This is a genomic window from Bacillus sp. A015 (assembly GCF_053851875.1).
Map to the genome: position 1 here is coordinate 1 of NZ_JBSPZB010000032.1, position 17,883 is coordinate 17,883.

Here is a 17,883-nt window from a genome sequence, read left to right on the forward strand (position 1 = left end):
TCGCGGGGTGGAGCAGTTCGGTAGCTCGTCGGGCTCATAACCCGAAGGTCGCAGGTTCAAATCCTGCCCCCGCAACCAAATTATTTTATATACCAATAGGGAGTACTCATTAAGTGCAACCAAAATGGTCCGGTAGTTCAGTTGGTTAGAATGCCTGCCTGTCACGCAGGAGGTCGCGGGTTCGAGTCCCGTCCGGACCGCCATTTTTATGACTTGTAAACGAAAACGTATAGTTTCGTTTTTTTTTATGTCTTTTTCTTTCAACAAGTAACCATGATGCGATGAAACAGCTTTCATTTGGCTACACTATATGTGAAAAGAAAAGATAGATGACTTCTACCCAGCCTGGTTTTTTCATACCAGGCTTTCTTTATATCATTTTTAGTTGGAATTGAAACTCATATTCGCTTACACTAATACTAACTGTGTCTGACATCATGTCTACTCAATCAATTGATTGCATGAAGGGGCTGTCTTTTTTATGGATGAATTTGATCTTATTCGCCGGATTACACCAAAAGAAACACATCAACGTTCCTTGGTCATGGGGATCGGTGATGATGCAAGTGTTTATCAACCTCATTCACATTGTGAAGAGGTCGTTTGTGTTGATACAATGGTGGAGCATGTTCATTTTCGTTTTGATTTTTCCACGCCCTTTGAGGTTGGCTTTAAAGCACTGGCGGTCAATGTCAGTGATATTGCCGCAATGGGAGGAACACCAAAGTATTATCTTGTATCGATTGCGATCCCGCCTCATGGTGATGAGACAATCGTCACTGCTCTTTACGAGGGAATGAAAGCTTTGGCTGACACATATCAAATGGATTTGATCGGTGGGGATACGGTAGCCACCCGCAGTGACTTTGTCATTACGGTGACGGTCATTGGTGAGGTTCCAAAGGGAAAAGCTTGTTACCGCCACAGTGCTCAAGCAGGAGATATTGTATTTGTTACAGGTGAGCTCGGTTCATCAGCTGCTGGATTATCACTCTTAATGAACGAGGTAGACTCTGCAAAGGCAATCAATTCTGCTTTTTTTCTTGAGCGTCACAAAATGCCTCAGCCTCACATTGCTGCTGGACACATTTGCTCAAGCTTCCCGCGGGTGACCTTGAATGATGTCAGTGATGGATTAGCGAGTGAGCTGAATGAGATAGCAGAAGCAAGCCATGTGACGATGGAGATTGAAGCTGACAAGCTCCCAAAACATCCAGATTTACCGCTGTTACGCAAAGACTGGCTTGAATGGGTGTTATTTGGGGGAGAGGACTTTGTTTTAACTGGCACGATTCCAGAGAATGATTGGGAAAGCTTTGAAACGCAATGTAAAAGAGAAGACATTCAGATCACACGCATTGGACAAGTCAAAGATGATCAAGCGGCCAGCGTCATTTTAAAAGACAATGATCAACCAACAACGTTAATGAAAAAAGGATATAATCATTTTAAGAAATGAGGTGACATCAACTGTGAAATTAACATGGACGACAAAAGGTGCGGATGAGACGAAGCGAATTGCCGCTGCTTTGGCCAAACTTGTGATGCCAGGCGATGTATTGACATTAGAAGGGGATTTAGGCGCAGGCAAAACCACTTTTTCAAAAGGTTTTGCAGAAGGCTTAGGTATTACCCGTATCGTCAACAGCCCCACCTTTACCATTATTAAAGAATATACCGATGGCAGACTGCCACTTTATCATATGGATGTGTACCGCATGGAAGATGCGGAAGAAGATATCGGACTCGAAGAATATTTTGAGGGCGAAGGTGTATGCTTGGTTGAATGGGCACATCTCATTGAACCGCAATTGCCTTCATCATATTTAAAAATTGACATGCTGAGAACAGAACGTGAAGAAGAACGTCATCTCACGTTTTATGCAAAAGGGGAGCGATACGAGACCCTTTGTAAGGAGATGAAAGAATTTGACCATACTGGCGATTGATACGTCAAACCATACACTAGGAATTGCTCTTGTCAGAGATTTCGCAGTGATTGGCGAGAGCATTACGTACTTAAAAAAGAACCATTCCGTTCGAGCGATGCCGACTGTTGAAGCACTGATGAAAGAATGTGGTGTAGCACCGAGCGAACTAAGTAAAATTGTTGTGGCAAAAGGACCTGGTTCCTACACTGGCGTCAGAATCGGTGTGACCATTGCAAAAACACTTGCGTGGACGCTGTCTATCCCGATATCGGCTGTTTCGAGTTTAGAAACGCTCGCGGCAAATGGTCAATATTTTGATGGATGGATCTCGCCACTATTTGATGCGAGAAGAGGACAAGTTTATACTGGGCTGTATACGTTTGAAGAAGGAAAGATCAAAGAGGTCAAACCAGACCAAAATATCTTGCTCACGGATTGGCTTCATGAGCTGAAGCAGGCAGAAAAGCCTGTCTTATTTCTTGGACATGATGTGCATCTTCATCAAGAGAGCATTCGCTCTATTTTAGGAGAGACTGCTGTTTTGGCAGAGGGGGCATTTCATAATCCAAGACCTTCAGTGCTTGCGTTTTTAGGAGCAGATCGCCCTGCTGAAGATGTCCATCAGTTTGTCCCTAACTATATTCGTTTGGCAGAAGCGGAAGTGAAATGGCTTGAAGGACAAAAATAATCTCAACACAGTAGAGATTCGAAGAATGACAGTAGAGGACATTCCAGAGGTGTATACGATTGAAGTGCATGCGTTTACAGCACCATGGAAAAAAGAATCGTTTGTCTATGAGATTCTCCATAACCAATACAGCCATTATTTCCTCATTGAAGAAGGTAAGCAGCCTGTTGGGTATTGCGGAGTCTGGATTGTCATGGACGATGCACAAATTACGAATATTGCGATTCTCCCTGAGCATAGAGGAAAAGGCTACGGGGAAGCATTGCTTCGATATGTCATGGAATTTTGCAAAGAAAAAAAGACAGATCATCTTTCATTAGAGGTGCGGGTATCGAATACTCCAGCACTATCCCTTTATGAAAAGCTTGGTTTCCGACCAGCTTCTATTCGAAAGAACTATTATACAGATAATGGGGAAGATGCATTAGTCATGTGGGTGAATATAAATGAGTGAACAAAAAGATCGATTCATATTAGGTATAGAAACAAGCTGTGACGAAACAGCTGCGTCCATTGTGAAAAATGGGAAAGAGATTGTAGCGAATGTTGTCGCCTCACAAATAGAAAGTCATAAACGATTTGGCGGTGTTGTACCAGAAATCGCTTCAAGGCATCACGTGGAGCAAGTGACCATCGTATTAGAAGAAGTGATGGCACAGGCCAATATGAGCTTTAAGGATTTAGATGCCATTGCTGTCACAGAAGGACCGGGCTTAGTCGGTGCACTTCTGATCGGTGTCAATGCAGCCAAGGCACTGAGCTTTGCTCATCAAATTCCTCTCGTTGGTGTTCATCATATTGCTGGACATATTTATGCAAACCAGCTTGTTGATGAATTGCAGTTTCCGTGTTTAGCTCTTGTTGTCTCTGGCGGACATACTGAGCTTGTTCTAATGAAAGAGCATGGGGCCTTTGAGGTCATCGGTGAAACATTAGATGATGCGGCTGGAGAAGCGTATGACAAAGTGGCTCGGACGATGGGTCTTCCGTATCCAGGCGGGCCTCATATTGATCGGTTAGCACATGAAGGAGAGCCAACGATCAAGCTTCCTCGCGCATGGCTTGAAGAAGGCTCCTATCATTTTAGTTTCAGTGGTTTAAAATCAGCTGTGATCAACACATTACACAATGCATCCCAAAAGGGAGAAACGATTGCTCCAGAAAATTTGGCGGCAAGTTTTCAAGAAAGCGTCATTGAGGTGCTTGTTGGAAAGACATTAAAAGCGGCTGAGGCATATGGCGTGAAGCAGGTTGTTTTAGCTGGGGGAGTCGCTGCCAATAAAGGACTGAGAGAAGCCTTAACGTCAGCATTTACGAAGCTGCCTGAAGTGAATGTCACCATACCGCCATTGTCTCTTTGTACAGATAATGCAGCCATGATTGCTGCTGCGGGCACCATTGCGTTTGAAAAAGGAATAAGAGGCGATATGGCAATGAACGGTCAGCCTGGATTACCGCTTGTCTCATATGAATGAAGACTCCTGTGGATATACAGGGGTTTTTTCATTTGAAATGAAAGCGATTTATTCACATGCAAACGTTATATATCCACAATTGTTAGAAAATTTCGTTTTAAAATGAAGATAATGTGTATAAATGTGAGCTTTTCTGTGGATATGTGATTAAAACCTTGTGGATAAAGTGGATAAGTCCGAAGTGTTTAATAATAATCAAGAAGTTATTGTGGATATCGTTGTGGGTAATAAAGCTTCACTGAAAGAAAAAGAGCACCCGTTAGGGCACTCTTTAAGATTCTGATAGGTCTTCCCACTCTGCCAAAAGTGATTCGAGCTCTTGATTAAGTGCATCACTTTCTGTTTGAATGGCTTGGACCTTCTCGTGATCTTGGAAAATAGCAGGGTCACATAAAAGCTGTTCATTTTCACCGATCTTGTCTTCAATGACGGCGATCCGCTCTTCAATTTCTTCGATTCTGCGCTGCTTTTGTCTTTCTTTCTTTTTCAGTTCTTTTTCTTCCGCATAAGAAAGCTTGGCTGTTTCTACTGGCTTTGCAGCCTGTTTTTTATGCGTTTCCTGAGTTTGGAGCGCCTCGAGCTCTAATTGTTCATTTTTCTTCTCGAGGTAGTAGTCGTAGTCACCGAGGTATTCTTTTGTTTCATCTTGCGACAGCTCGAGTACTTTCGTTGCCAAGCGGTTGATAAAATACCGGTCATGAGAGACAAATAAGATGGTTCCTGGATAATCAATCAGCGCATTCTCTAAAATTTCCTTACTATCTAAGTCAAGGTGGTTAGTCGGTTCATCGAGAATGAGGAAATTGGCTTTTTGCAGCATCAGCTTCGCCAGCGCAAGACGCGCTTTTTCTCCACCACTTAGTGCATGAACGGGCTTTAAGACGTCATCACCGGAGAAAAGGAAGTTTCCTAAACATGTCCGGATTTCTTTTTCATTCATATGAGGATAATCATCCCAAAGCTCATTTAGCACTTTCTTGGAGGATGTCAGTTTGGCTTGTTCTTGGTCATAGTAGCCGATCGTGACATGAGACCCAAAGCTGATGTCGCCTTTTACAGGTGTTAATGCATTCGTTAAGGTTTTTAAAAGTGTTGATTTTCCAATTCCGTTCGGACCAATGAGTGCCACACTATCCTCGCGTTTGATATGAAAAGAAAGAGAGGATAGGAGCGGCGTTTTTTCATCATAACTAATATCGAGATCATACACCTTCAGCACATCATTGCCGCTTTGTCTCGTAATATCAAAATGAAAGCTTGCGGATTTTTCATCACCTAATGGCTTATCTAAACGATCCATTCGTTCCAGCTGCTTCCGTCTGCTCTGAGCCCGCTTTGTGGTAGAGGCTCTTGCTAGGTTGCGATCCACGAAGTCCTGGAGCTTTGAGATTTCTTCTTGCTGCTTTTCATAGAGCTTCATATCACGCTCTAGCTGCTCCGCTTTCAGCTCAAGATACTTACTATAGTTCCCTGCAAACTTTTTCATCGCTGTTCTTGAGACTTCATAGACATGGTTGACGACTTTGTCTAAGAAATAGCGGTCATGGGAAACGATGAGAATAGCTCCTGTATAATTTTGCAAATACTGCTCAAGCCATGATAAGGTATCAATATCTAAATGGTTGGTCGGCTCGTCCAGAATTAAGAGTTCTGGTTTCATTAATAATAGCTTTCCAAGCGCTAGACGGGTTTTCTGACCGCCGCTTAAGGATTGGACGGTTGTGTCATCTTCAAAATGACTAAATCCGAGCCCATGAAGAATGGAGCGGACATCTGCTTCATATTGATAGCCACCTTGATCCTTAAATTCCTGCTGCAGCCTGTCATAGGTTTTCATCAGGGAATCCAGCTCTGAACCTGTGGAAGAAGCCATTTTTTCCTCAATGGTTCTCATCTCTTGTTCCATTTCTTTTAAATGATCAAAAACCGATAATAATTCGTCTTTTAACGTACGTGTAGACGTCACATCGGTGTGCTGTGCTAAATAGCCGATTGATAGGTCTTTCGGTTTGATGATCTCACCTTGCTCGTAAGACATTTGACCGGCAATAATTTTTAAAAGCGTGGATTTGCCTGCGCCGTTACGACCAACAATGGCAATGCGATCCTTTGCTTTGACTTCCAATTTTATATTCATTAAAACGGTATCAGCGCCAAACGATTTGGACAGCTGATTCACTTGTAGAATCATCATGTAACTTCACCTCTGCTATAATATGTTAAGTGTAGCTTATCAGCAGTAAACCGGCAAATCTTACATACAATCGCCATGGTCAAATGAAAGACAGATAGGAAAAAATAGTGTATGATTTGAGTGAGGGAGCGTTGAAAGATGAGTCAATTTAGCCACTTTAACGAACAAGGAAGAGCAAAGATGGTCGACATTAGTGACAAATCGTCTACAGTGAGAACCGCCGTTGCTGCTTCAAGCGTTCGTATGATAAAAGAAGTGTTTCATAAAATACAACAACGTGAAATTGGAAAAGGGGATGTGCTATCTGTCGCACAGATTGCTGGCATCATGGCAGCAAAGCAAACGTCCAACATCATTCCAATGTGTCATCCGCTTGTACTAAAAGGCGTGGATATCTCCTTTGATTGGGAGGAAGACGGAAATGCGCACATTCTGAACATACAAGTACAGGTCAAAACAAAAGGAAGTACGGGTGTTGAGATGGAAGCGCTCACTTCTGCTTCAGTATGTGCACTGACCGTTTACGACATGTGCAAAGCGATTGATAAAGGCATGATCATCGGTCCTACCTATCTAGTTGAAAAGACAGGCGGGAAAAACGGTGATTTTCACAGAGCATCTGATATTTAAGTTGGAGGACCTTATATGAATATAGACCAGTCAAAAATTCCACAAGCGACAGCCAAACGTTTGCCGCTTTACTACCGTTTTTTAAAAAATCTGCATGCATCAGGAAAACAAAGGGTGTCATCGGCAGAGCTTAGTGATGCAGTCAAAGTGGATTCTGCCACCATTCGCCGAGATTTTTCGTATTTTGGTGCACTAGGGAAGAAAGGGTATGGCTATAATGTCGATTACCTCTTGACCTTCTTCAGAAAGACCCTTGACCAAGATGAAATGACCAATGTTATGCTCATCGGTGTCGGGAATTTAGGGACTGCTTTTTTACACTATAATTTCATAAAAAATAATAATACAAAAATTTCAATGGCTTTTGACGTCAATGAGAGTAAAATAGGAAGTGAGATAGGCGGCGTGCCTGTCTATGATTTGGATAATCTTGAAGAGCATGTTCAAGAGGTAGGAGATATTCCTGTTGCGATTTTGACAGTACCTGCCGTAGCAGCTCAGTCCATTACAGATCGTTTGATTGCCCTTGGCATCAAAGGAATCCTTAACTTTACGCCGGCTCGATTGAATGTGCCGGAACACATTCGAATTCATCATATAGATTTGGCGGTTGAACTTCAGTCTCTTGTGTATTTCTTAAAGCATTACTCTGTTACGCAGGAGGACTGATGAAAAGGGGTAAAGGGGGTGGAGCAAATGGGTCCGATCGGTCCTGGAAGTTTGGTTCTGGTTGCGATTGTTGCGCTCATTATTTTTGGGCCGAAAAAGCTTCCTCAATTAGGAAGAGCAGCAGGAGATACATTACGTGAATTCAAAAATGCCACTAAAGGTTTAGCTGATGATCAGGAAGAAAATAAGAAAAAAGAAGATCAGTAGAATAGGATGAGCTTCATGAATGTCAAAGATATGCCGCTTATGGAGCATATTGTGGAACTGCGAAAGCGTTTAGTGATCATTGCGATGTTTTTTGTCACCTTTATGGCGGCAGGTTTTTTTCTCGCTAAGCCGGTCATTGTGTATTTGCAAAATACCGATGAAGCGGCAACACTGACATTAAACGCATTTAAGCTCACAGATCCACTGTACGTGTTTATGCAGTTCGCATTTGTCATTGCTTTGGTTTTGACGTGTCCCGTTATTTTATATCAGCTTTGGGCGTTTGTAAGTCCTGGCTTATATGAAAAAGAAAGAAAGGTGACACTTGCTTATATTCCGATTGCACTGCTTTTATTTTTGAGCGGTGTGGCTTTCTCTTATTTTATTTTGTTTCCATTTGTCGTCGATTTTATGATGCGAATGTCGAATGATTTAAATGTAGAGCAAGTGATTGGGATTCATGAGTATTTTACATTTCTGATGCAGTTAACACTTCCATTTGGATTTTTGTTTCAGATGCCTGTCGTGTTGATGTTTCTCACAAGACTTGGCATTATTACGCCGATGTTTTTATCAAAAATACGGAAGTATGCCTATTTCGTCCTCCTTGTCATTGCCGCACTCATTACACCGCCAGAGCTTGTTTCTCACCTCATGGTTACCTTGCCAATGCTCGTTTTATATGAAGTGAGTATTGTCATTTCAAGAGTGACCTATCGCAAAATGCAGCAAACAGAGGAGAAAGAAAGTCATTATGTCTCATAAAAAAGCATCGTGATCCAAATGGTGATCACGATGCTTTTTCTATTGTGATCAAAATTGATTGATGGCGTGAAAGAGGCGCTGATAATAACAGGGCTCATGCGGGACAAAGTCGTGTACATCTACTTCTCTGCTTTCCTCACGCCGTTCTCCGGCTGCATCCATCTCAAAGCCCTCTACCTGAATCCTTTCACATTGCCCTGTTAAAAGGTGCTGTGCATCGATGAATCTCGTTCTGTAAAGACCAGCGACTTCTTCTTTCTGTAATTGAACGTTTATAGGCTCTCCTTGATTTACATATAGGTACACGTGACAGAACTCACGGTCGATGAACGAAGGCATATGGATTTCATCCTGTATGACACCTGCAAAGGTAAGGTCTTCAAAAGGGATAGAGAGACCAAGCTCTTCTTCCACCTCTCTGATGCCATCAGAAGGCTGTTCATCTGCAAGAAGGTGGCCTGCTGCTGTGATATCAAGCAGAGAAGGAAAATCCTTTTTTGCGGGACTTCTTAGCTGAAAATAGAGATAGACTGTGTCATATTCCTTTTTTAAAAGCCAGAAATGAAATGTTTCATGCCAAAGACCTTGGGCATGGACATCTGAACGGGTGGCAACTCCAATCGTTTCCTGCTGATCGTTCATGATTCTCAGTTTTTCATGTTCCATGAAGACATGACCTCCATAAAAAAACCATTTTCCTAGCGGCGGAAAATGGTTTTGATTTATTTTTGCTGTTGTTTTTTTAGTTTGACAGAGAAGGCAAACATTTTAAACGCGATATTGATATTATAGGCCGCAAACACCATCAGCAAAATGCTGTAAAATGACCACATGTCACCTGGGTTTTGGATGGCCATATAGGTGAAAGCCACACCTACTGCAAAATAAATGATGCCCCATACGACAGGGTTTCTCATGAGAAAAAGCCTCCAATAATCATTTGCATTGTTTGAGATTGTTCTTCAATCATTTTTTTCACTGGCTCAATCTGCACAAGAATGACGAGCGAGTTCATGAGCATATGAGCGCCGATTGGAACAATGATTCGTTTTGTTTTCGCATATAAAAAGGCAAAGGTAAAGCCCATCGCGGTATAGAGCAAGATATGGGCAAAATCAGTGTGTACAGCGGCGAAAACCACTGAACTAACAAGTGCCCCAATGAAAAAATTCGTCTTTTCGTAGATCACCCCAAAAATGATTTTTCGGAAAATAATTTCCTCTAAGATAGGTCCAATCAGGGCGATGACGATCACAAGCCAAGGAACGGCATCCATAATAGATAAAATCGCTTGTGTATTTTCTGACTCACGGCCAATGCCGAATGCATACTGCTCAATCACTCCTGCAATCGATTGCGCAAAGAGGGAGAGAAAGAAACCGCCAATGGTCCAGGCGATGGCAGAGCCGGCTGAAACCGGTGCTTCATTCCGAAGTGAAGCTTTTGGTACTGTCCGCAGGATGAGCAAAATAATGATCAACCCGATACAGAAGCTGATGATTGTCCAAGTTCCCGACAATTGTGAGAGCTCCGCTTGTGTCATTGGTGTCTGAATGAATCCTAACCATTTCATGATGAGCACATAAGGAATAGCAGAAACCTGTACCAATATATAAGTTAAGATGATGTACCAATATTGTTTTTTCAAGTAACGAAAACCCCTTTACTAAAAGAACTAGATTTATTGTAACACAAGTCTTCTTTTTCGTTTGAAAAGGAAAGAATCTGAGATGAAAAAAGATCGTGAAAGCGCAAAAATTTTTAAAGGTTTTTACTTGAAATTGCAGAAGACATTCTTTATTATAATAAATGTGTTAGCACTCGTTAGTGATGAGTGCTAAAAAAGACTACATATAAAAATTGAGGAGGTTGTTTCTTATGTTAAAGCCATTAGGCGATCGCGTAATCATTGAACTCGTTGAATCTGAGGAAAAAACCGCTAGCGGTATTGTCTTACCGGATTCTGCAAAAGAAAAACCACAAGAAGGTAAAATTGTTGCAGCAGGTTCAGGTCGTGTACTTGAAAGTGGTGAGCGCGTTGCGTTAGAAGTCAATACAGGCGACCGCATTATCTTCTCAAAATATGCAGGCACTGAAGTGAAATATGAAGGAAAAGAATATTTAATCCTTCGTGAAAGCGACATTTTAGCTGTTATTGGTTAATCACATAAAAAACATTGAGATACATTTCTAAAAAGACTGAGGAGGTTTTGTTATTATGGCAAAAGATATTAAGTTCAGTGAAGAAGCACGCCGTGCGATGTTACGTGGTGTAGATGCACTTGCAGATGCTGTAAAAGTAACTTTAGGACCTAAAGGACGTAACGTGGTTCTTGAGAAAAAATTTGGTTCTCCACTTATCACAAATGATGGTGTAACGATTGCAAAAGAAATCGAATTAGAAGATGCATTTGAAAACATGGGTGCAAAACTTGTTGCTGAAGTCGCAAGCAAAACAAACGACGTAGCTGGTGACGGTACAACAACGGCAACTGTTCTAGCTCAAGCAATGATCCGTGAAGGCTTGAAAAACGTAACAGCTGGTGCAAACCCTGTTGGCGTTCGTAAAGGGATCGAAGAAGCAGTGAAAGTAGCACTTGAAGGCTTGCACGAGATTTCTAAACCAATCGAAGGCAAAGAGTCAATTGCTCAAGTTGCGTCCATTTCTGCAGCAGATGAAGAAGTAGGAAGTCTGATCGCTGAAGCAATGGAGCGCGTAGGTAATGACGGTGTTATTACAATCGAAGAATCTAAAGGATTCACGACTGAGCTTGAAGTGGTTGAAGGTATGCAATTTGACCGCGGATACGCTTCACCATACATGGTGACTGATTCTGATAAGATGGAAGCGGTTCTTGAAAATCCTTACATCTTAATCACAGACAAAAAGATCACAAACATTCAAGAAATCCTGCCTGTACTTGAGCAAGTCGTACAACAAGGGAAACCATTATTGATCATTGCTGAAGATGTAGAAGGCGAAGCGCTTGCAACACTTGTTGTGAACAAACTTCGTGGTACATTCAACGCAGTGGCAGTAAAAGCACCTGGATTCGGTGATCGTCGTAAAGCAATGCTTGAAGACATCTCTGTTCTAACTGGCGGAGAATTAATCACAGAAGACCTAGGACTTGACCTGAAATCAACTGAAATCGGTCAGCTTGGCCGCGCGTCTAAAGTCGTTGTGACAAAAGAAAACACAACAATCGTAGAAGGCTCAGGAGATTCTGCTCAAATCGCAGCACGTGTGAACCAAATCCGTGCGCAAGTTGAAGAAACCACTTCTGAATTTGATAAAGAAAAATTACAAGAACGTCTTGCAAAACTAGCTGGCGGCGTCGCTGTCATCAAAGTTGGTGCTGCAACGGAAACAGAACTAAAAGAGCGCAAACTACGCATCGAGGATGCACTCAACTCAACTCGTGCAGCAGTTGAAGAAGGCATCGTATCCGGTGGTGGTACAGCACTTGTGAATGTATACAAAAAAGTCGCTTCAATTGAAGCTGATGGTGACGTTCAAACAGGTGTGAACATCGTTCTACGTTCTCTTGAAGAGCCAATCCGTCAAATCGCTCACAACGCAGGTCTTGAAGGATCCGTCATCGTTGAGCGCTTGAAAAACGAAGAAATTGGCGTAGGCTTCAACGCAGCAACAAACGAATGGGTAAACATGATCGAAAAAGGAATCGTTGACCCAACAAAAGTAACTCGCTCTGCACTTCAAAACGCAGCTTCTGTTGCAGCAATGCTTCTGACAACTGAAGCAGTCGTTGCTGACAAACCAGAAGAAGGCGGCTCAGGCGGCGGAATGCCGGATATGGGCGGCATGGGCGGTATGGGTGGAATGATGTAAACACCCTCGAAAACCCCTTGAAATATAGGGGTTTTTGTTATGTCTTTATAAAATTGGTCACAATTTGGTCACGTAACTATGAAGATTGGATTTTTAAAGAGAGATCATTAACAAATGAATTGAACTTTTCTGATGTTCTTTTCAGCATAAATGTCGGAATGCAGAAATGATATGAAAAATAGTTCGCTTTGTATTCTTGGTATTGCTTCCATTGAAGCGGCATTGCGGCATTATTGCCACCTTCTATCAAAATGTGCCACAGTTCATGCGCCAGTTCACATCTTTGTTGAAATGGATCTGATCTACTATCAATGCTTACAACATAGACCCCGCAAATCTCAGTCATACAGGTCCTTTTTTCATGTTGTACGATGAAAATGTTCATTTTTCGGCATAGTTCAATTAGTTCTAAGTCTGATGGAGATGTAATCTGTTTACCTCTTAAAAACCTTTCGATCCAGTCTTCTAAATGGCTTTGAGTATATGTGTTTATCATGTGAAGCATCCCCTCCAAATTTACTGCATTAATACTGGATAAAAGTATGGTTTGAAAAATATTCATTGAGGCTGACGACTTATTTTCCAATCATAAAAAGAACGTGTGTTCTGTTTTTTGTTCTAAAAAATAGCCCAGAGTTAAAGGGCTTATTCAGCTTTTTTTAAATCTATGTCCTTAAAAAAGAAAACTGCTGTAAAACTAATGACTATGATAAGAAGCACAATATTTTCTTTTAAATCTGGCCTATATAGGTATTGATGGTATATCCAAAATCCTCCACCGATAAGCAGGAAGAAAAATTGTAGAAAGAAACCAATCAAATAACATTCTCCTATCATAAAAGATATTCCCTAATCAGAAGCCAGTATTTGTATCTATATAATGATAATAGAAATAAAAGGGTATTTCAAGAAAATAATTGAACGTATGTTCTTATGGGAATTTAAATTAAAAGCCCAAAAGATAGGGCTATATTCAAATTCCTAAAAGCTGTTTCTTCTTTAGTGTGAACTCCTCATCAGTTAAAATGCCTTCTTCTTTGAGTGCTGCGTACTTTCTGATCTCATCAATAATAAAGTCGGTATTCTCATCAGGCGCAACAACATTTTCTTGTTTATTTACATCACTTGAAGTTTGTTTTATTACCTTTGAGGAGTTTTCTTTCATTTTCTTTATATAAGCCACAAAAGTAGCAGGATCACCTTCTAAAATACCAAACACTTCAATATGTTCGCCAGCAACATTAAAAGAAAATTTGTAACCACTCCAACCCTTTGTAGGAACAGATACATTAGAGACATCAGTGTATTCCCATGACTTAATAGAGTTGTTTTTATCAATAAATATCAATCTTTTTTTAGTTGCAATAAAAAGACCGACCTCACCATATTTAAGAAAATTACTTGAACATAAAACAATTTCAGCTATAGTTTCATCAGTTTGATTTAAAATATCGTTTGCTTTATGAAGAAGATTTATAAAATTTCTTGAAGCGCGTTTCTTTTTATTCAGTACAGGATTATAAATTTTTTCATCTCTAAAAATAAAAGCCAATCTATACACCTCTCACTAGTAATCATTACTGTAAAAATTACAGCACAACCTTCAGTTGAGAAACAAATGATTGTAGACTCTACTGTAATTTTTACAGTTGAATGGTCGTTCAATTGTAGGTATTACTGTAATTTTTACAGTATTAATTAAACTAAATAATAATAATAAATAAAAAGATTTTAAAAAATAACACACTCTAATCTTGATTGCAAGATTTTTTTTTGGAAAATAAACAAAAAAATTCGGCTAATTAGAAATGTCAAAATTTCTTTCTAAGACGTTTTTAAGCCTCTTGAGTATTTGTTTGGTCTAAATGCTTATTAAAACCTCTCAAATACTCCGAAAATGATGTTTAAATGGATTTATTTGCTTATCCAATACTTTTTGTTTCTAATATGACTTGCAAAACTTTTGTTTAAGAACAATAAACAATTAACCCTTATTTTTTTTTTCAAGGTGTTCTTTGATGATTTTCTCAAGACCGTCAATCTGTTTTAAAGCATTCACTAGAATTTCATCTTTTTCATCATCTTCAAAGTCATGCCCGTCAATGGCAGCATAACGAGTGTCAGGTCTTTTGTTTATTTCACTTGCTAAATCTTTGTAGTGTTCTTCGCCTCTCAATAGATAATCAGTTGAAACATTGAAAAGATCAGCGATTTTAATAAGCGTTTCATAATCAGGCCGGCGTTTATTTATCTCATAATGTGCATAAGTTCCTCTGGAAATGCCTATTTTTTTTGCCATTTGTTCTTGCGTAAGATTGTTCTTTTCTCTTAGGGATCTAATTCTATCACCCAGCATTTTTATACCTACTTTCAATTTGAAGGTTGGTTACATTATAACGTTGCAATAAGCTACAAGAAAAAAATGTAGCGAAAAAGTACAAAAGTTGTTGACTGTAGCAAATCGCTACTGCAATATAGGGTTAACAAGTAGCAAAAAGCTACAAAGGAGGTGCTAATATGCAACCGAGAAAATGGCTCTCTGAAAAGCGTAAAGATTTAGGAAAGACGCAAGAAGAGATTGCAACTGCCGCAGGTATAAAAAGACCATACTACTCACAAATTGAACTAGGCTCCAGGAGTCCGAGTGTCGGTGTAGCGAAAAGACTCAGTAAAATTATTGGATGTGACTGGACGCTTTTTTTTGCTAATAATTGTAGCGAATTAGAACAAAAAACAAACACTGCCTAATTCAATTAGAAAGGAGAAAGAACATGGACAAGAAAAAAACGCTTCAAGTTGATTCGAAGTTAATTCAATGCACCAAGTGCAAGAAAGATAAGCATATTTTGGATGCTAACTTTTGCACTCGATGCGGATCAAAACTACCTTTGCATTCTTAGAATGGCAAATCTTCATCTGACGTGATGATTTGCTGTCTTACTACTTCTGCTCTTGGATATTCAACATCGATTAGACCGCGTTGATTGAATAGAGATTCTGAACCACATTTAGGACAAAATGCGTTGTCTGGCTCCAAGACATAAATGTCATCATCAGAGTGGAAAGATACTCCATGTCCATCTGTGAAATGATCAGTAGCTGTGCATTCATTTCTTAATGGAGACGCACATTTTGTACAGAATACATGGTCTTCTTGCAAATCATTTATTTCTCTTTTGCATCTTAAACAGGATTTAACAAATTTGTTTTCATGTGTAGGTATGCCCATTAATACTCACCACCTTTCAGAAATAATATCGGCTGAAAGGTAGAAAAATCCAATAGGAGGTTTTGACATGTTAAACATTGACCATGAAGCTTTTAAGGAAATGTTCAGAGAAATCATTGCGGATGAAGTTGCTAAAGCGATGCAGGATTTTAGAACAACTCAACTGCCGCCAATGCTAACGAAAAAACAGCTTATGGAACTATTCAACAAAGGCTTCACAGCTTTTAAACCGAGAAGACTTTCCGGTATTTAGAGAAGCAGGTCTATTAATTCCAACACACTTGCTTTTCAAGTGGATTGAAAACAATACCCACTGTATCAACGAAAACACAGATTACTTCAAGAAAGGAGCCACAGCATGAGCGAACTCGTTTTCGTTGAAGGTAACCAAGTTGTTACAGACAGCCTGACGATCTCAAATGTGTTTGAAAAAAGACATGACTTTGTTTTACGAGACATCGAGGTTCAAATCGAGAAGTTGAAACAAGCTGGTGAAACAGATTTTTCACTCCTCAACTTTGAGGAGTCAACGTACGAGAATGACCGAAAGCGAAAATATCGCAAATACAACCTAACAGAAGATGCTTTTGCTTTGGTTGCCATGTCATATACAACACCAGCGGCAATGAAAATGAAAATCCGGTTTATCAATGAATTTAAGAAAATGAAAAACTACATCCAAGAAATGAATGCTCCTTCTTACATGATTGATGATCCTGTCAGCCGTGCAAAGCGATGGATCGCCGAACAAGAAGAGAAACAGCAGTTACAACGAACACTGCAAATTCAAGAACCGCTTGTAAACTTCGCTGAAAGCTGTATGGCCTCAGAAAAGTCACTATTAGTTCGTGAGGTTGCAAAGCTGGCATCAAAGCAAGGCATCGTCATAGGCGAAAGAAAATTATTTCAACAACTAAGAGAATGGAAAATGATTTTCAGCCAAAAGAACGAGCCTTATCAAGAGTATGTGAACCGTGGTTACTTTGAAATTGCTCAAGGTGTCCGAGAAGTAAACGGGTCATCGAAAGCATGGCTCACTATGAAGATCACACCAAAGGGACAAGCTTACATCATCAACCGATTGAAAAAGCAGCAGGCCAGCTAAGCCTGTCCCTTCATTAATATTTTAGCACCACAAAAGGTATAAAGCAGGAGGAGAACATATGGCGAACAGCCCTTATAACGTAGCGAACCTATGCAAGATGATGCATAAGAAGCGTCTTGAGATAGGACTTTCACAAATAGCGATGGGAAAACTTTTAGGTGGGAGGAATCAAAAGTATGTATCAAACGTTGAAAATGGTCTTACCACTATTTCCCCTGAAATTTGTATCCGTTGGTTTGAGATATGCGGTGCCTATGAACATATTGATCTCGTACACTACATTTTCAAAATGCATCCACTCGCAGCGGCACCGATTGATCCCGCCCTGAATGATTGTGCTCACAAAGCACTTATTAACCTAGTACATGAAATGGAAGATGCGAAGCATGCAATCAAAGAACTATCAGAATGGATGAACAATACTAGGCCCGGAAAGCATGGGGAGCTTCCGATGCAATCGATAAAACAGATTTATGATCTGACGCAGGCAAATAAAACGCTTATGTACTCAATGTCGAGGGAGTTTGGTTTGCAGATACAAGACCTGACGGAAAAATGGTCAAAAAAAGCCATTGTCGCAGAGGTGGCAATGCACAAAAGGCAGGATAGGGAGGCTGTGCTGGCATGATTGAAAAACATTTTCTTAAAGAAGATATTCCTGTGGCAAAGGTAAAGATTCAAAGCGCAGAAGAGCTTATGTTTCTTGCTCACCAAGCACTAAAAGATGGTGACTATGACGAACTTGCAAGTCTAGCTGGAAGCGTTAGAACTATTAGCGAGGATCTTGTGAGGATGAATAACAAGGGTCTTTTAATTAAAGCTGCTGAGGCAATACAGAAAAAACACGGTGTACGGCTGACAGTTGTCAAACGTACTGAAAGGACTGAAACCATTGAATATTGAGCATCCGATGGTAACGCAGATTAATAGCTTTGGTTATCCGAAGAGTCATTGGAAGGATGAAGCTGAGCGTGATGGCTACGAAGAGGAAGACGATGATGACAAATAAAAAAACCCGCTTTGGAGAGGGGACTGACCCCCGTTTTTGAGACAGGGATCAAAACACCTTTATACAGCCAATTGCCGATAGTTTATCGGTGATTGGTTGTTTAGTTTCGTTTGAATGCGAATGTTGTT

General features: G+C 40.4%; 23 protein-coding genes, 2 tRNA genes and 1 pseudogene. 18 read left to right on the forward strand and 8 right to left on the reverse strand.

Translation table 11 applies throughout. From position 1 onward, the window contains the following. Window position 1: 1 nt before the first annotated feature. The 7 genes from ACSLGF_RS17995 to tsaD all read left to right on the forward strand — a co-directional run bounded on the left by ACSLGF_RS17995 (window position 2) and on the right by tsaD (window position 4,094). Window positions 2-78, forward strand: a tRNA-Met gene (locus ACSLGF_RS17995). Window positions 79-126: 48 nt separating this feature from the next. After that, window positions 127-203 (forward strand) — tRNA-Asp (locus ACSLGF_RS18000). Between the two features lie 278 nt (window positions 204-481). Continuing rightward, entirely contained in the window at window positions 482-1,459 is a 978-nt protein-coding gene (gene thiL, locus ACSLGF_RS18005; protein WP_456007640.1) for a thiamine-phosphate kinase, read from the forward strand. A 13-nt stretch (window positions 1,460-1,472) separates the two neighbouring features. Then, entirely contained in the window at window positions 1,473-1,949 is a 477-nt protein-coding gene (gene tsaE / locus ACSLGF_RS18010; RefSeq protein WP_099727430.1) for a tRNA (adenosine(37)-N6)-threonylcarbamoyltransferase complex ATPase subunit type 1 TsaE, read from the forward strand. Beyond that, window positions 1,930-2,619 carry a tRNA (adenosine(37)-N6)-threonylcarbamoyltransferase complex dimerization subunit type 1 TsaB gene (gene tsaB / locus ACSLGF_RS18015; RefSeq protein ID WP_456007642.1) on the forward strand — a complete coding sequence of 230 codons (690 nt, stop codon included), beginning with the start codon at window positions 1,930-1,932 and terminating at the stop codon, window positions 2,617-2,619. Before tsaE ends, tsaB begins: the two co-directional genes overlap by 20 nt. A gap of 25 nt (window positions 2,620-2,644) precedes the next feature. Continuing rightward, window positions 2,645-3,073: a ribosomal protein S18-alanine N-acetyltransferase gene (gene rimI, locus ACSLGF_RS18020; RefSeq protein WP_456007675.1), complete on the forward strand. Its 429-nt coding sequence runs from the start codon at window positions 2,645-2,647 to the stop codon at window positions 3,071-3,073. Further along, window positions 3,066-4,094, forward strand: coding sequence for a tRNA (adenosine(37)-N6)-threonylcarbamoyltransferase complex transferase subunit TsaD (gene tsaD, locus ACSLGF_RS18025; protein WP_456007644.1), 1,029 nt, complete (start codon window positions 3,066-3,068; stop codon window positions 4,092-4,094). Before rimI ends, tsaD begins: the two co-directional genes overlap by 8 nt. Window positions 4,095-4,365: 271 nt before the next feature. On the opposite strand, the gene ACSLGF_RS18030 is transcribed toward tsaD, so the two are convergent. Next, window positions 4,366-6,288 carry an ABC transporter ATP-binding protein gene (locus ACSLGF_RS18030; RefSeq protein ID WP_456007646.1) on the reverse strand — a complete coding sequence of 641 codons (1,923 nt, stop codon included), beginning with the start codon at window positions 6,286-6,288 and terminating at the stop codon, window positions 4,366-4,368. Between the two features lie 138 nt (window positions 6,289-6,426). Here ACSLGF_RS18030 and moaC point away from each other — a divergent pair, with 138 nt between their 5' ends. Genes moaC through tatC form a run of 4 tightly spaced genes read left to right on the forward strand, consistent with a single transcriptional unit; the run spans window position 6,427 to window position 8,559 of the window. After that, the gene (gene moaC / locus ACSLGF_RS18035; RefSeq protein WP_456007648.1) at window positions 6,427-6,918 is read left to right on the forward strand and encodes a cyclic pyranopterin monophosphate synthase MoaC; all 492 of its coding nucleotides are present in this window, start codon (window positions 6,427-6,429) and stop codon (window positions 6,916-6,918) included. Window positions 6,919-6,933: 15 nt separating this feature from the next. Further along, a complete protein-coding gene (locus ACSLGF_RS18040) occupies window positions 6,934-7,587 on the forward strand; it encodes a redox-sensing transcriptional repressor Rex (protein ID WP_456007650.1) in 654 nt (217 codons plus the stop codon). Window positions 7,588-7,614: 27 nt separating this feature from the next. After that, complete coding sequence (locus ACSLGF_RS18045) at window positions 7,615-7,794, forward strand: twin-arginine translocase TatA/TatE family subunit (protein WP_456007652.1); 180 nt, start codon at window positions 7,615-7,617, stop codon at window positions 7,792-7,794. 15 nt (window positions 7,795-7,809) lie between these two features. Further along, a complete protein-coding gene (gene tatC / locus ACSLGF_RS18050) occupies window positions 7,810-8,559 on the forward strand; it encodes a twin-arginine translocase subunit TatC (protein WP_456007654.1) in 750 nt (249 codons plus the stop codon). Window positions 8,560-8,607: 48 nt separating this feature from the next. On the opposite strand, the gene ACSLGF_RS18055 is transcribed toward tatC, so the two are convergent. From ACSLGF_RS18055 to ACSLGF_RS18065, 3 genes are read right to left on the reverse strand one after another with little or no spacing between them, the layout of a single operon-like run. Next, window positions 8,608-9,225, reverse strand: a complete 618-nt coding sequence (locus tag ACSLGF_RS18055) for an NUDIX hydrolase (RefSeq protein WP_456007655.1) — start codon at window positions 9,223-9,225, stop codon at window positions 8,608-8,610. Window positions 9,226-9,281: 56 nt separating this feature from the next. Then, complete coding sequence (locus ACSLGF_RS18060; protein WP_034320377.1) at window positions 9,282-9,476, reverse strand: YdiK family protein; 195 nt, start codon at window positions 9,474-9,476, stop codon at window positions 9,282-9,284. Next, complete coding sequence (locus ACSLGF_RS18065) at window positions 9,473-10,207, reverse strand: CPBP family intramembrane glutamic endopeptidase (protein WP_456007657.1); 735 nt, start codon at window positions 10,205-10,207, stop codon at window positions 9,473-9,475. Before ACSLGF_RS18065 ends, ACSLGF_RS18060 begins: the two co-directional genes overlap by 4 nt. Before the next feature lie 230 nt (window positions 10,208-10,437). On the opposite strand from ACSLGF_RS18065, the gene groES reads away from it, so the two are divergent. Together groES and groL are read left to right on the forward strand one after the other, a co-directional pair. Further along, entirely contained in the window at window positions 10,438-10,722 is a 285-nt protein-coding gene (gene groES, locus ACSLGF_RS18070; protein WP_003214120.1) for a co-chaperone GroES, read from the forward strand. 55 nt (window positions 10,723-10,777) lie between these two features. Continuing rightward, complete coding sequence (groL, locus tag ACSLGF_RS18075; RefSeq protein ID WP_034320371.1) at window positions 10,778-12,412, forward strand: chaperonin GroEL; 1,635 nt, start codon at window positions 10,778-10,780, stop codon at window positions 12,410-12,412. A 76-nt stretch (window positions 12,413-12,488) separates the two neighbouring features. On the opposite strand, the gene ACSLGF_RS18080 is transcribed toward groL, so the two are convergent. The 3 genes from ACSLGF_RS18080 to ACSLGF_RS18090 form a co-directional block, all read right to left on the reverse strand. Then, entirely contained in the window at window positions 12,489-12,908 is a 420-nt protein-coding gene (locus ACSLGF_RS18080; protein WP_456007659.1) for an ImmA/IrrE family metallo-endopeptidase, read from the reverse strand. A 477-nt stretch (window positions 12,909-13,385) separates the two neighbouring features. Beyond that, window positions 13,386-13,964, reverse strand: a complete 579-nt coding sequence (locus ACSLGF_RS18085) for an SHOCT domain-containing protein (protein ID WP_456007661.1) — start codon at window positions 13,962-13,964, stop codon at window positions 13,386-13,388. Between the two features lie 432 nt (window positions 13,965-14,396). Next, entirely contained in the window at window positions 14,397-14,768 is a 372-nt protein-coding gene (locus ACSLGF_RS18090; protein WP_456007663.1) for a helix-turn-helix domain-containing protein, read from the reverse strand. Window positions 14,769-14,929: 161 nt separating this feature from the next. On the opposite strand from ACSLGF_RS18090, the gene ACSLGF_RS18095 reads away from it, so the two are divergent. Beyond that, window positions 14,930-15,160 (forward strand): helix-turn-helix transcriptional regulator, encoded by a 231-nt coding sequence (locus tag ACSLGF_RS18095; RefSeq protein WP_456007665.1) that lies wholly within the window; start codon window positions 14,930-14,932, stop codon window positions 15,158-15,160. Between the two features lie 148 nt (window positions 15,161-15,308). Here ACSLGF_RS18095 and ACSLGF_RS18100 read toward each other — a convergent pair whose 3' ends face one another. Beyond that, complete coding sequence (locus ACSLGF_RS18100) at window positions 15,309-15,641, reverse strand: hypothetical protein (RefSeq protein ID WP_456007667.1); 333 nt, start codon at window positions 15,639-15,641, stop codon at window positions 15,309-15,311. Window positions 15,642-15,708: 67 nt separating this feature from the next. Between ACSLGF_RS18100 and ACSLGF_RS18105 the strand changes: the two are divergent. The 4 genes and pseudogenes from ACSLGF_RS18105 (at window position 15,709) to ACSLGF_RS18120 (ending at window position 17,649) form a co-directional block, all read left to right on the forward strand. Then, a pseudogene (locus ACSLGF_RS18105) lies at window positions 15,709-16,003 on the forward strand (DNA-binding protein). Continuing rightward, a complete protein-coding gene (locus ACSLGF_RS18110; protein ID WP_456007669.1) occupies window positions 16,000-16,746 on the forward strand; it encodes a Rha family transcriptional regulator in 747 nt (248 codons plus the stop codon). Before ACSLGF_RS18105 ends, ACSLGF_RS18110 begins: the two are co-directional and overlap by 4 nt. Window positions 16,747-16,804: 58 nt before the next feature. Continuing rightward, on the forward strand, window positions 16,805-17,374 hold the full coding sequence (locus tag ACSLGF_RS18115; RefSeq protein ID WP_456007671.1) for a helix-turn-helix domain-containing protein: 570 nt from the start codon (window positions 16,805-16,807) through the stop codon (window positions 17,372-17,374). Next, window positions 17,371-17,649 (forward strand): YqaH family protein, encoded by a 279-nt coding sequence (locus ACSLGF_RS18120; protein WP_456007673.1) that lies wholly within the window; start codon window positions 17,371-17,373, stop codon window positions 17,647-17,649. The genes ACSLGF_RS18115 and ACSLGF_RS18120 overlap by 4 nt, the downstream gene beginning before the upstream one ends. The last annotated feature ends 234 nt before the right edge of the window (window positions 17,650-17,883 follow it).